The 13,105-nt window shown below is 40.9% G+C and carries 12 protein-coding genes; 10 read left to right on the plus strand and 2 right to left on the minus strand.

Going from position 1 to position 13,105, the window contains the following annotated elements:
* Positions 1–84: 84 nt before the first annotated feature.
* Positions 85–3,351: a PD40 domain-containing protein gene (locus HY063_12030; protein MBI3502510.1), complete on the minus strand. Its 3,267-nt coding sequence runs from the start codon at positions 3,349–3,351 to the stop codon at positions 85–87.
* Positions 3,352–3,387: 36 nt separating this feature from the next.
* Positions 3,388–5,241 (minus strand): tetratricopeptide repeat protein, encoded by a 1,854-nt coding sequence (locus HY063_12035; GenBank protein MBI3502511.1) that lies wholly within the window; start codon positions 5,239–5,241, stop codon positions 3,388–3,390.
* 120 nt (positions 5,242–5,361) lie between these two features.
* On the opposite strand from HY063_12035, the gene HY063_12040 reads away from it, so the two are divergent.
* The 10 genes from HY063_12040 (at position 5,362) to nuoL (ending at position 13,102) form a co-directional block, all read left to right on the plus strand.
* The gene (locus tag HY063_12040) at positions 5,362–5,712 is read left to right on the plus strand and encodes an NADH-quinone oxidoreductase subunit A (protein MBI3502512.1); all 351 of its coding nucleotides are present in this window, start codon (positions 5,362–5,364) and stop codon (positions 5,710–5,712) included.
* Positions 5,713–5,765: 53 nt separating this feature from the next.
* Positions 5,766–6,302 (plus strand): NADH-quinone oxidoreductase subunit B, encoded by a 537-nt coding sequence (locus HY063_12045; GenBank protein ID MBI3502513.1) that lies wholly within the window; start codon positions 5,766–5,768, stop codon positions 6,300–6,302.
* Between the two features lie 128 nt (positions 6,303–6,430).
* The gene (locus HY063_12050; protein ID MBI3502514.1) at positions 6,431–6,874 is read left to right on the plus strand and encodes an NADH-quinone oxidoreductase subunit C; all 444 of its coding nucleotides are present in this window, start codon (positions 6,431–6,433) and stop codon (positions 6,872–6,874) included.
* A 181-nt stretch (positions 6,875–7,055) separates the two neighbouring features.
* Positions 7,056–8,186 carry an NADH-quinone oxidoreductase subunit D gene (locus tag HY063_12055; protein MBI3502515.1) on the plus strand — a complete coding sequence of 377 codons (1,131 nt, stop codon included), beginning with the start codon at positions 7,056–7,058 and terminating at the stop codon, positions 8,184–8,186.
* A 50-nt stretch (positions 8,187–8,236) separates the two neighbouring features.
* Positions 8,237–8,671, plus strand: a complete 435-nt coding sequence (locus HY063_12060) for an endonuclease domain-containing protein (protein MBI3502516.1) — start codon at positions 8,237–8,239, stop codon at positions 8,669–8,671.
* Complete coding sequence (gene nuoH / locus HY063_12065; protein ID MBI3502517.1) at positions 8,668–9,753, plus strand: NADH-quinone oxidoreductase subunit NuoH; 1,086 nt, start codon at positions 8,668–8,670, stop codon at positions 9,751–9,753. Before HY063_12060 ends, nuoH begins: the two co-directional genes overlap by 4 nt.
* A 1-nt stretch (position 9,754) precedes the next feature.
* On the plus strand, positions 9,755–10,237 hold the full coding sequence (locus HY063_12070) for a 4Fe-4S binding protein (GenBank protein MBI3502518.1): 483 nt from the start codon (positions 9,755–9,757) through the stop codon (positions 10,235–10,237).
* A gap of 86 nt (positions 10,238–10,323) precedes the next feature.
* A complete protein-coding gene (locus HY063_12075; GenBank protein ID MBI3502519.1) occupies positions 10,324–10,836 on the plus strand; it encodes an NADH-quinone oxidoreductase subunit J in 513 nt (170 codons plus the stop codon).
* Positions 10,833–11,144: an NADH-quinone oxidoreductase subunit NuoK gene (gene nuoK / locus HY063_12080; protein ID MBI3502520.1), complete on the plus strand. Its 312-nt coding sequence runs from the start codon at positions 10,833–10,835 to the stop codon at positions 11,142–11,144. The genes HY063_12075 and nuoK overlap by 4 nt, the downstream gene beginning before the upstream one ends.
* The gene (gene nuoL, locus HY063_12085; protein ID MBI3502521.1) at positions 11,144–13,102 is read left to right on the plus strand and encodes an NADH-quinone oxidoreductase subunit L; all 1,959 of its coding nucleotides are present in this window, start codon (positions 11,144–11,146) and stop codon (positions 13,100–13,102) included. The genes nuoK and nuoL overlap by 1 nt, the downstream gene beginning before the upstream one ends.
* The last annotated feature ends 3 nt before the right edge of the window (positions 13,103–13,105 follow it).

Consider the following 13,105-nt stretch of genomic DNA (forward strand, 5'->3'; position numbering starts at 1 on the left):
AAAGAATTGGCTTTCAAAGACTCACCCCGTCTCACTCCATTCGACACCCCGCTCTACGGGTAGAAAGGGGGAAGGGGAGAGTCCTTATTCATCTCCATCCGCATTCTCATGCCACGGGAAGTTTGCATTGTATCCCGATATTTCCCAGAAAAATTTTCCTCTTTTCTTATCATAGTTGCCGATCTCGTTCATGGTGTCGCAATCATATAAGCGCCCGTTCACCATAGTGTATTTTACTGTTTCAGAATTCAAAATATTTTCCAAAGGGTTTTTGTCAAGGATAATTAAGTCGGCAAGTTTTCCTTTCTCCAGCGAGCCGATTTCTTTTTCCATGCCGAGATAAGTTGCTCCGTTAATAGTTGCGCATTGCAGTGCCTGCATGTTCGTCATTCCACCCTGCTGTAGCATCCACAATTCCCAATGTGCGCCAATGCCGTTCATTTGTCCGTGCTGCCCTAAATTTATTTTCACGCCTGCGTCCGAAAGTTTTTTGCAACTCTGGGATACAAGCATATAACCATTCGTGTATTCTTCTTCGGGAATCATGGTGCGGTGGCGCGCTTTTGTGTCAACAACATTTCGCGGAGTAAAATTTAAAAGTCGCTGTTTTTCCCAAACATTTGTATGCTGGTACCAATATGTTTCTCCGCTCATGGCGCCATAGCAAACAATGAGCGTGGGCGTGTACTGCGTTTTGCTTTTGCTCCAGAGTTGCACAACATCATTATATAAAGTAGCGATGGGAAGATTGTGTTCCACACCTGTGTGACCGTCTAAAATATGTGTGAGATTATAAAAATAAGTGGAGCCGCCTTCGGGAACAACTTGTATTCCTAACTGCTTTGCCGCTGTGATTACTTGCTGGCGTTGTTCTCTTCTCGGCTGGTTATAACTTTTCACGGAGAACGCACCGAACGCTTTTGTGCGAACGATTGCGCTTTTCGCGTCATTCAAAGAATTAATTACCGCTTTGAAGTCACCGTCAGCGCCATAGAGAATTGTTCCGGTAGAAAAAATTCTTGGTCCCGTCATGATTCCTGCTTTCACCATTTCGCTCTGCGAGAAAACCATTTCGGTATTGGAAGATGGGTCATGTGTTGTAGTAACTCCGTAAGCAAGATTGGAATAGTATGTCCATTCTTTCTGCGGAGAAAGTCCCTGGCGAAATGTCCACAAGTGTGCGTGCACATCGATCATTCCGGGCATAATTGTTTTTCCTGTAACATCCATCACCTTTGCTCCTGCTGGAATCTGAACTTTGTCAGCAGCACCGATGTCCGTGATTTTATTGTCTGTTACAATGATGGTTCCGTTCTCGATTACATCGCTTCCGTTATTCATCGTAATTATTCTTGCTCCTGTGAACGCAATCGTTCCTTTTGGTTTGTCAGAATCCAAAACAAGATTTACTTTTATTCCAACCGTGTCCATTTTCAAAACACTGTCGGCTTTTCCGCTGATGAAGCCGAAACGATTTCCGAGTTCGGTTGTAAAATATTCTTCGCCCAATGTCCAGTGAACTTTTTTGCTGTCAGCACCCCAGTGAATATTTATTCCTGCATCTTTCGCCACCTGCGCAACAGGAACGGATTCCATTTTTGCGGAGAGGTCAGATGTTTTTCCCACGAGCGGCATTGCGGCAACATACACTTTGAAAAGTTCGCAGTACGCTATCCAATTATTATCAGGACTCACAACAAAATTGTTCGTGTACTTTGAAGTGAAATGCGTTCGCACATCCTTGCCATTCAAATCACAACTTTTGAGGACGAACAAATCATCCTTTCCTTCCGATTCAGTTGACTGGAAGAAAATTCTTTTTCCGTCTTTGGAAAAACGCGGGTCACTTCCTTCTTTGATGACGAGCGTTGGTTTTCCTCCTGTGCTCGGCATAACATAAATTCCCGGGTTCACGCAGAAAGCATTTCCCTGCTGGTTGTTGCCATTTTCTTTTTGATACACGAGCCATTTTCCATCGGGAGAATATCTTGGTGTGCGGTAAATTCCTTTTTCTTCAGAAAGTTTTGTCATCTTTTTATCTGTCACATTCATTTTCCAAATTGCTCCGCTGTTCTCATCGCTCCAGGTCACGAATACAATTTCTTTTCCATCGGGGGAAAAACTTGGCTCAAACATAAAGTGGTCAGTGGTTGCGATTTTGGTGGGAACTCCGTTCGGTAAATCTTTTTTCCAAATTGCTCCGACAGCATTGAACAGCATATATTTTTCATCGGGAGAAGTCACCGCATTGCGGATTGTTTTTACTGTGAACTTATCAGGCGCAACCGGATTTTCAAAATGCAGCGCGTCATAAATCTTTTGTTTCACTTTTACTGTGAAAGGAATTTCTGTGGCTTGTGAGGTGGTAACATCTATCTTCCAGATTTTTCCCTGCGCCCAGATGATTATATTTTTTGCATCGAGCCACTGAAATCCACAGTACGGTCCGAATATCGCCCAAGCTTCTGACTGGTCTTTGCTGAGTTTGTCATACACGGGCCATTCTTCTCCGGTTTCTAAATTTCTCAGATACAAAACTGTTTTCTCGTGAACTCTTCTTACAAAAGCTAATGTTTTTCCGTCTCTTGAAATTTGCGGACGCATTGCGCTGCCTGCGCCACCAGTCACAGTTTCGGTTTCTCCTTTTTCAAAATTGTATCGCTTGATAACATAAATCTGCTGGTTCGGATCTTTGTTGTATTCAAAATGTCCGCCCGGATACATATCCTCGCTGTAGTAAACATATTTTCCATCAGCAGAAACGCAGGGCTCGCCTAAATCCTGCTGGTCATTTTTTCTTTTCGTGATCTGAATTCCTTCCCCGCCTGTGAAATGGTACATCCACAATTCTCCGGCACCGAGCGAGCGGGTAGAGGTGAAATGTTTTTTTGCGATGAGATAATTTCCATCAGGCATCCATACTGCGTTGTTTAGCAAACGAAAATTTTCTTTGGTGATTTGTTTTGCGTCCGAGCCGTCTCTGTTCATCATCCAGATATTATCTCCGCCTCCTGCATCGCTGGTGAAAGAAATTTTCTTTCCATCCGCAGAAAATCTCGGCTGTGTTTCCATCGCATGATTCTGCCTCAGTGCTTTTGCTTCTCCGCCTGTGATAGGCATGGAATAAATATCTCCGAGCATGTCAAACACAATTTCTTTTCCGTCAGGGGAAACATCTAAACTCATCCATGTCCCTTCATTTGTGGTAAACTCCACTTCTTTAAAAGTTCCCGGAGGGTTGAGTACATCCCATTTTTTATCGTCTTTCTTTTTTATTGTGTCTTTAGAAGATTCTTTTGATTGTGCAAAAAGATTTGTGGAGATGAGAAAGAAAACAAATATTTTTTTCATAGGAAAATTTTGAGAAGGTAAATGTAAAAAAATTACTTAGTGCTGAAATTGTTGAAGCCTATTTGCAAATTCACTTGCTTTTTCTTTTTCGCCAATAGAGTTGTAAGCCATCATCAGATTATTGATGACATCTTTATTGTTCGGATTGTTTTTGTAGTAGCGTTCATAATAAGGTATTGCCTGCTGAGGATTTCCTGCCATGTGATAGACGAGCCCTGTTTTAAAACTCACATCCAGAAAATCCGGTTCAGTTTCATAGAGGCGTAAAAAATAATTTAGCGAGTTCTGATAATCTTTTCTGCTGAGGTAAACAGTTGCGAGATTGTACAAAGAATTTCTATGTTTCGGATTTATTTCCAGCGCACGCTTGTAATCATTCACTGCTTCATCCACTTTTCCAAGATTGCTTTGCGATACTCCGTAATTGTACCAGTCGGCTTCTATATTCGGATAAATCGCAAGGCCTTTCTGATAATAAGTAACTGCATTTTGCAAATGAATTTTCTTTTTCTCTTTATCTGTTTCTTTTTCTCCTGCTAAAACGCTTTCCCATGCGAAGGTTGTATTTGTTCTATATGAATTCGGACAATCTTCAACTCCTTTTGCAAATAAAGTTAAGTTGGATTCCCAGTCTTTATTTCGGGAGAAAGTTTTGTATGAAAAGAGAAAAAGAATAATTGCAAGAGGAATAGTTTTAATGTTGAACGATTCAATCTTCAAAAGTTTTATCATAGCGTATGCAAGCAGAATGCAAAATGCAAGCGATGGAGTAAATAAAAATCTTTCTGCCATTGTTGAGCCAATGAGAATAAAAATATTTGAACTTACAGAGAGCGAAATCAGAAAAAATAAAATGCAGAATGAGATTAATTTGAAAATTTTAGAATTCGATGATTTGAAAATTCCTCCTATAGAAATTATTCCGAGTGTCAAATAAATCAAAACAGAAATAATCGCCAATGGATTTCCAAATCCCACAAGTGGAATCTGATTGTAGCCATAATCCCAGCAAAGCGGATGTGGAAAGAAAAGAAGTTTGAGATAATCGAATAGAATTACAAAAATGGTAGCGTAGCGCTCGGTAAAAATTTTCGCACCGGCAAGTGTATTATTTACTAAACCGATAGGCGGAGGATTTGAATCAAGTGCTGAATTGCGCGCAAGAAAATAAATCAGAATACCCGAAGCAAGAATTCCTGTGACAGCTAAAAGGTTCTTCACGTTGACTGATCTGAAAAAGAAAAGCGCAAGCGGAATAATGAAAATAAATGTTGCGGCACTTTCCTTGGAAAATAAAGCGCAGAGAAAAAACAAAAATGAAACCACTAAATATTTTTTCTCAGAAGTTTCTGAAAATTTTATTGCGAATAAAAACGCGAGCGAACAAAAAAGCAAACTCAGAATTTCATCCGCGCTTTTAATGTTAGCGGTGACTTCGGTGTGAATGGGGTGCGCTGCAAAAAATAAAACAGCAATTAAAGGAAGAAGCGGGTGGAAATCTTTCAATAGTTTTTTCAGAAAAATAAAAATTACAACACATAAAATCCCATAGAGCAAAACCTGAACGAAATGATAAGCCGAAGAATTCTCTTTGAAGAAACCATATTCTATCGCGAATAAACTCATGGTGAGCGGACGATATGTTCCGAAATTTTCTTTCGTGCTTCCGTAAACCGATGATTGCCCGAATAATTCTTTGATTCCTCTAAAACCTTTTTTAACCGTTTCGTGATTGGTAATCACTGCGCCATCGTCCATCACAAAACCGTGATGAAGTGTGTTGGTGTAGAGGAGAAAAGCAAAAACAAAAATGATTAAAGGAAACCAATGTTCAATTTTCTTTTCGAAAGAAATATTTTTTTGCATTTTATTTTTAGTTAACTTAGGCATAGAAAAGAAAGAAACGAAAATATAAAATCGTTAACTTAAAAGACCAAAAGAGTTATTCAGCTGTGTTAATATCATTCTTGATTAGGAAAAATAAATTCTTAAATTCACGAACTAAAAATTATGGGAATCGCATCACTTATTTTGCTTGCCGTCTGCGGTGCAGTTTTCTGCGGAATGGGAATTTTAATTTCCAAATGGATTGCACCAACCTCTAAGAATGCTTCAAAACTTGAAGCGTATGAGTGCGGTGTTCCTGCCGAGAGCGGTTCGTGGGTGCAATATAATGTAGGATATTATTTGTTTGCACTTATCTTTTTAGTGTTTGATGTGGAAATAGTTTTTCTGTTTCCTTGGGCGGTTGTACTTCGTGAAGTGGGAATGATTGCCTTCGTTGAGATTCTGATTTTTGTTTTCATACTTTTTCTCGGATTGATGTACGCTTGGAAAAAAGGCGCATTGAAATGGGAGTAAAATAAAAGAAGATTTCCCTATGAAAATCTAATGAATAGTTGTAACTTTAAAACATGGTTGACACAAAACAACAGGAACTGATTAAAAGTTTTCCAGGTCAGGTTCACAATCTTCCTGGCGGTGGAAATATTGTAATGTCCACCATTGAAGGCGTTGCGAACTGGTCGCGCTCTAATTCGTTATGGCCGTTGGTGTTTGGAACTTCTTGTTGTGCGATTGAGATGATGTCGGCTGCTTCTGCAAAACATGACTGGTCACGGTTTGGTTTTGAAGTAGCGCGCGCAACTCCTCGTCAGGCCGATTTAATTATCTGCGCGGGAACCATCGTTTATAAAATGGCTCCCGTTCTCAAAAGATTGTACGATCAGATGGCGGATCCTAAATATGTAATTGCGATGGGCGCCTGCACAATTTCGGGCGGACCCTTCTTTTATAATTCTTATTCTGTGGTGCGCGGTGTGGATCATGTGATTCCTGTGGATGTTTACATCGCGGGTTGTCCTCCGAGACCGGAAGCGTTGTTACACGCACTAATTACTCTTCAAGAAAAAATCAGAGCGGGCGGTCCAAGAGAAAAAATAAATATTTGAGGCCCCACCCCAACCCTCCCCGTTAGGGAGGGAGAAGGTAAAGACAAAAAAACAAAATGAACAGTAATAAGAATAAAAACATCTGCAAGTCCTCCCCGATGGGGAGGATTTAGGAGGAGCTTTGTATTATGACCAACGAAGAATTAAAAACTTTTATTTCCGCTCATGCTCCCGAAACTGTTTTCGAAGAATCTCAATTTCTCAACGCAATCATTCCTGCTGAAAAACTTTATTTACTTGCGAAAACTCTTCGCGCTGCTGATTACGATTATTTGATTTGTGTTTCAGGAGTTGACTGGAAAGATCATTTCATGGTGGTGTATCATCTAGAATCAAGAAAGACCAAAAATGTTTTTGTTTTGAAAGCAAAAATTACGGATAGAGTAAATCCTGCTGTGGATACGGTTTGCGATATATGGAGAACAGCTGAACTTCATGAGCGCGAAGTATTTGATCTGTTCGGAATAAAATTTAATAATCATCCTGACCTCAGAAGATTATTCATGGATGATACATGGGGATTTCCGTTAAGGAAAGATTATGTGGATGATGTAACGATAGTGCAATTGTAGTTTGCGTTAGCGATTGCAGCGGAAATCCTTTTTGCGTTTCGCAAAAAGATTGAAGCGAAAAGCGCGACCCGCAGGGGAACGCCCAAATGAAAATACAAATAGGCAGTAAACAGTTGGCAGTAGGCAAAAAATACAAAATGAAAAAATCTGTGAGATTGCTTCGCTGCGCTCGCAATGACGAATGAACCGAAACGAAAACATAGAAGAACTTTTAGAATCCAAGGAAGAGGATTTTGTGGTGAACATTGGTCCGCAGCACCCGAGTACGCACGGGGTTTTGCATTTGAAAGTGAAACTGCAGGGCGAAACGGTGAAGGATGTTGTGCCGCACCTCGGATACATTCACCGCTCGATAGAAAAAATGAGCGAGGCGAGCACGTATCGCAATTTTATTTACCTCACGAGCCGGATGGATTATCTCTCAGCGCACATGAATAATCAGGCGTGTTCGATGGCGGTGGAAAAAGGAATGGCGCTTGAAATTCCTGCGCGCGCGAAAGTGATTCGCATTCTGATGTCGGAACTTACGCGCCTTGCTTCGCATACGCTTTGGTGGGGAGCGCTTGGTTTGGATCTGGGCGCAACTACTCCGTTCTTCATCGGCTTCCGCGACCGCGAAGAGATCATGGATATTTTTGAAGAGACCTGCGGTGCACGACTCACAATGAATTATATGGTTCCGGGAGGGGCGATGTATGATCTTCATTCGAACTTTCAGAAACGTGTTCATACTTTTCTTATCAATTTCAAAAAACATTTACCTGAATACGATGAACTGCTTACAGGAAATATAATTTTTCAAAACAGAATGAAAGGAGTTGGAAAAATTTCTGCGGAAGATGCGATTTCGTATGGATGTACCGGCCCTGTTGCGCGCGGATCAGGTGTGAGTTGTGATATTCGCAAATGGTTTCCGTATGATGGATATGAAGGCGCAAGGTTCGATGAGATTTTAGAAACTGAAGGAGATTGTTTTGCCCGTTACATGGTTCGTGTTCGCGAAATGTATGAGTCGGTAAAAATTATTGAGCAGTATATTGATAACATTCCTGAGGGGGATTTTCAGGCGAAGACAAAAGCAGTGCTCAAACTTCCGAAAGGAGAATTTTATTCGCGCGTTGAAACCGCTCGCGGAGAACTGGGAGTTTACATTGTGAGCGATGGAAGCATGAAGCCGTACAGAATAAAATATCGTTCTCCGAACTTTTCAAATCTTTCCGCGCTCAAACACATGGCGGTTGGAGGAAAAATTGGCGATCTGGTGGCAATTATGGCAACTTTGGATTTGGTAATTCCGGATATAGACAGATAATGTATTTGTCCCCCTTCAGTGAAGGGGGATTAAGGGGGATGTAAAAAGTTATGAAAAGAAAATATAAACCAGAACTAAAAACTTTCGCGAGAGAACTCAGGAAAAGTTCTACGCCTGGTGAAGTTCGTTTATGGTGCGAGTTGCTTCTAGGAAGAAAAATGTTTGGATATCAGTTTCTAAGACAAATGCCCATTGAAAAATATGTTGCCGATTTTGCTTGCAGAAAATTAAAATTGGTTATTGAGTTGGATGGATATTCTCACCACGATAGGAGTGATAGAGATAATAAGAAAGATATCGCATTGAATAAATTGGGGTACACAGTTCTCAGATTTTCGGAATCACAAGTGATGAAAGACTTGCATAATGTTTATAGAGCGCTTGAAGATTATATTGAGAAATTTGAAATGAAACATCCCCCTGTTTCGCAAGGCGAAACTTCCCCCTTCAAAAAAGGGGGACTTATTCCCGAAATGGCACAATGAAATATTTATACGACTTCACATATCTCACAGATGAAATCCATAATTGGCTTTACGCTCATTGTTCTCCGTTAATGACAATGTTGTTGGAGTTTATGATTGTCGGAGTGTGCGTGCTGAGCGTTTGCGTTTTGCTGGCAATCATTTTCGTTTACATGGAAAGAAAAGTTGCTGCGTTCATGCAAATTCGTCTCGGTCCCAATCGTGTTGGACCAAAAGGAATTCTCCAGGCAGTTGCAGATGTTCTGAAACTTTTATTGAAAGAAGGAATCACTCCGCAGGCGTCAGATAAATTTTTATTCAACCTCGCTCCGTTCATTGTGATGATCGTGGCAATGCTCGTGCTCGCTCCAATTCCGTTCGCGAAAGGATTGCAGATGTATGATATTAATATTGGTGTATTTTATATTTCCGCTGTGTCATCTATTTCCGTCATCGGAATTCTCATGGCGGGCTGGGCAAGCAACAGCAAATATTCTTTGCTTGGTGCCATGCGCAGCGGTGCGCAGATCGTGAGTTATGAATTATCCGCAGGACTTTCCATCATTGTGATTGTTGCATTAACAGGAAGCATGAGCATGAATGACATTGTGGAAAGCCAACGCACTGGCTGGTGGATCTTCAAAGGACATATTCCTGCCATCATTGCGTTCGTCATTTTTATCATCGCTGGAACTGCTGAATTAAATCGTGCTCCGTTTGATATGGCAGAAGCAGAATCGGAACTTACTGCAGGATTTCATACGGAATACACCGGAATGCGTTTTGCCATGTTCTTTATGGCAGAGTATGTGAACATGTTTACGGTCTGCGCGATAGGTGCGACATTATTTCTTGGCGGATGGATGCCCTTCCATGTCGGGCATTTTGAAAGTTTCAATCACATCATGGATTTTATTCCTCCGGTAGTTTGGTTCTTCGGAAAGACTTTCTTTTTAATTTTTGTCATTATGTGGTTCCGCTGGACTTTTCCGCGTTTGCGCATTGATCAATTGCTCACGCTTGAATGGAAATATCTGATGCCGATAAGTCTTGTTAATATGATTTTAGTTGCGTTAGTAGTAATAATGAAATGGCATTTTTAATATGAGATATTTAGCGATGTACATAGGAACAATTCTCCGCGCAATCAACTCGCTCCGCAAAGGCATGAAGTTGACGGGATATTATTTTTCTCATCACAAAGAAATTGTAACACAGCAATATCCGGAGAACAGAAAAGAAATGTTCATTGGTGATAGGTTCCGAGGAGAAGTGGTATTGACGCATGATGAAAACAACGAGCACAAATGCACGGGTTGTTCTGCCTGCGAAATTGCTTGTCCGAACGGTACAATCAGAATTATCAGCAAGTTTGAAATTGATCCTGAAACACAAAAAAAGAAAAAGGCAATTGATGAGTTTGTGTATCACCTCGGCATGTGCACATTCTGCAATCTCTGTATTCTTTCTTGTCCGACTGATGCGATTGTGATGTCAAAAGATTTTGAGCACAGCACGTACGACAGAAAACCGCTGACAAAGATTTTAAATAAACCAGGAAGTAAATTAATGAAAGGAGTAGAATAATGAAACCGTCATTGCGAGCGAAGCGAAGCAATCCCATCAATGAGATTGCTTCGGTCGTACCTCCCTCGCAATGACGAATAAAAAATATGAAAGCTGAATTCTTCCTATACCTGATTTCTATCATGCTCCTTGTCTTTGGTGCTCTTACAGTGACCTCCAAGAAGATTTTCCGTGTAGCAATTTATTTGCTCTTCACACTGATAAATGTTGCTGCATTGTATTTTTATCTTCAGTATGAATTTCTCGCTGCCGTTCAGATCGTTGTTTATGTAGGGGGAATCGTGGTGTTGGTCATATTTTCACTTTTCCTGACTCATCGTGTCGGTTCCGATCTTCCTGCCCCATCTTACCTGAAAATGTTTTTCACTTTTCTTGCAGTATTGTTTGGTTTTGGATTTGTGTATTCGCTTTTACTCGGACATGAATTTACCGCTACAGAAACAATCGGCTCGTCAATAAGCATGCGCTCTATAGGAAAAGCAATGTTGAATTATGGTGAAGGTGGATTCGTTCTTCCATTCGAAGTGGTAAGTATTTTATTATTGGCTGCGTTAATAGGAAGTATTGCAATTGCCATGAAAACAAAACCTAAAGCATGATGGGTGAAATGAAATTCATATTGGCAATCAGCTTCGCGCTCTTTTTCATAGGAGCGTACGGATTTCTCACGCGCAGGAATATGATCACCATGCTCATGGCGGTGGAACTGATGCTGAATGCCGTGAATATCAACTTTGTCGTATTTAACAAATATTTGTTTTCTGAAAAACTAGACGGACTCTTCTTCACCATATTCATCATCACCATTGCTGCTGCTGAAGCCGCTGTGGCAATCGCAATCATTATTAATCTCTACAGAAAATTCAAATCAATTGACGAAGACGATATTGACACGCTGAAATGGTAATGCAAAATTATTCTTACATATCATTGGTCCTGATAATTCCGCTGGCAGTATTTCTAGTCACAGGATTATTCGGAAAAAAGTTTCAATTGCTATCAGGAATTCTCGGAACAGTAGGAATGCTCGCTGCCACTTGCCTTTCTTATTTCGCTGCGTACAAATATTTCATTGTTGGAGGAAGAGCAGACGGAATTTATCCGACCATCATTGCGTTCAAACAAACCTGGCTGCATTTTTCTCCAACACTCAGCATTGATTTCGGAATCATGCTTGACCCGATTTCGGTGATGATGCTTGTGGTTGTGACAACGGTTTCGCTGATGGTTCATCTTTACAGTATCGGCTACATGCACGGGGAAGAAAGATATTCCACTTACTATTCTTTTCTTTCTCTCTTTAGTTTTTCCATGCTCGGATTAGTTGTCTCCACAAACATTTTCCAGATGTATATGTTCTGGGAGCTTGTTGGCGTTTCTTCTTTTCTTCTCGTAGGATTTTATTTTTCAAAACCATCCGCAGTGGCAGCTGCGAAAAAAGCATTCATCGTCACTCGCTTTGCCGATTTGGGATTCCTTGCCGGAATTTTAATTCTTTCTTATTACAGCGAGTCGCTGGATTTTCAAACCATCATTCACCGCATGATGGATTACCACGGAGCAATTTTTCTGAATGCGAACGCTGCTTCCTTCATGGGAATTTCTGCTCTCACCTGGGCGTTATGTTTAATATTCATCGGAGGCGCAGGAAAATCTGCTATGTTCCCGTTGCATATCTGGCTTCCCGATGCGATGGAAGGACCAACTCCCGTTTCTGCTCTCATCCACGCAGCAACGATGGTGGTTGCCGGAGTTTTTTTGGTGGCGAGATTATTTCCGGTGTACTCACAAATTCCCGCAGCGCTGAATGTGGTGATGTATGTTGGTGCGTTCTCAGCGTTCTTCGCGGCTATCATCGCCTGCACGCAAACAGATATTAAACGCGTTCTGGCGTATTCCACTATGTCGCAAATCGGTTACATGATGTTCGCGCTGGGCGTTTCAGGATTTTGGGGAGAAAAAGGACTTGGATTCTCTGCTTCAATGTTTCATCTCTTCACGCACGCGATGTTCAAAGCGTTATTGTTTCTCGGAGCAGGTGCAGTCATTCATTATGTTCATTCCAACGAAATGGGCGATATGGGCGGACTTAGAAAAAAAATGCCTGTGACAAATGCAGTATTTCTCATAGCATGTTTAGCGATTTCAGGAGTTCCACCCTTATCAGGATTTTTTTCCAAGGAGGAAATTCTAACAGCCGCACTTCATCACAATAAAATAATTTATCTGGTCGGATTGGCTACAGCTTGCCTTACCGCATTTTATATGTTCCGTTTGTACTTGAGTATTTTCTGGAACAAGGAATATAAATCGCACGGACATGATCATCCTGCCTTCGCAGATACTTCGGCAGGCAGGCATTCGGAAGCACCGATGACCATGAAACTTCCTTTGCTTATTCTCGCTATCGCAACTCTCATAGCTGGATTCATTCCTTTCAGCATGTATATCTCTGCAGATGGAACCGCCTTCGAATCCGAATTTCATTTAATTCCTGCAATGATTGCTGTTACAGCCGGACTGATTGGAATTTTTACTGCAATAATTCTTTACGCAAAACAAAATGACAAGTCAGAAAAAATTTCTATGTCTCTTGGAAATATTTACCGCTCTGCTTATAAAAAATTCTATGTAGACGAATTGTATCTGTTCCTTACGAAGAAAATAATTTTCAATTTGATTTCCACTCCCGCTGCGTGGATAGATAGAAATATTGTTGACGGAATGATGAATCTAATTGGAACGGTGACGGAAAATTTCTCAGACGGAGTTAAGTCTGTTCAGTCAGGAAAAATTTCAAGTTATGTGATGTGGTTTTTTGTCGGAGCAATTTTATTATCAATGCTGATTGTTTACTCGTTTTAGAAA

It is taken from the genome of Bacteroidota bacterium (assembly GCA_016195025.1).
Taxonomy (GTDB): Bacteria; Bacteroidota; Bacteroidia; order Palsa-948; family Palsa-948; genus Palsa-948.

Excerpts from the sequence above, each read along its gene's own strand:
- HY063_12030 (MBI3502510.1), bottom strand. The coding sequence starts at position 3,351 with ATGAAAAAAATATTTGTTTTCTTTCTCATCTCCACAAATCTTTTTGCA.
- HY063_12035 (MBI3502511.1), bottom strand. The coding sequence starts at position 5,241 with ATGCCTAAGTTAACTAAAAATAAAATGCAAAAAAATATTTCTTTCGAA.
- HY063_12040 (MBI3502512.1), top strand. The coding sequence starts at position 5,362 with ATGGGAATCGCATCACTTATTTTGCTTGCCGTCTGCGGTGCAGTTTTC.
- HY063_12045 (MBI3502513.1), top strand. The coding sequence starts at position 5,766 with ATGGTTGACACAAAACAACAGGAACTGATTAAAAGTTTTCCAGGTCAG.
- HY063_12050 (MBI3502514.1), top strand. The coding sequence starts at position 6,431 with ATGACCAACGAAGAATTAAAAACTTTTATTTCCGCTCATGCTCCCGAA.
- HY063_12055 (MBI3502515.1), top strand. The coding sequence starts at position 7,056 with ATGAACCGAAACGAAAACATAGAAGAACTTTTAGAATCCAAGGAAGAG.
- HY063_12060 (MBI3502516.1), top strand. The coding sequence starts at position 8,237 with ATGAAAAGAAAATATAAACCAGAACTAAAAACTTTCGCGAGAGAACTC.
- nuoH (MBI3502517.1), top strand. The coding sequence starts at position 8,668 with ATGAAATATTTATACGACTTCACATATCTCACAGATGAAATCCATAAT.
- HY063_12070 (MBI3502518.1), top strand. The coding sequence starts at position 9,755 with ATGAGATATTTAGCGATGTACATAGGAACAATTCTCCGCGCAATCAAC.
- HY063_12075 (MBI3502519.1), top strand. The coding sequence starts at position 10,324 with ATGAAAGCTGAATTCTTCCTATACCTGATTTCTATCATGCTCCTTGTC.
- nuoK (MBI3502520.1), top strand. The coding sequence starts at position 10,833 with ATGATGGGTGAAATGAAATTCATATTGGCAATCAGCTTCGCGCTCTTT.
- nuoL (MBI3502521.1), top strand. The coding sequence starts at position 11,144 with ATGCAAAATTATTCTTACATATCATTGGTCCTGATAATTCCGCTGGCA.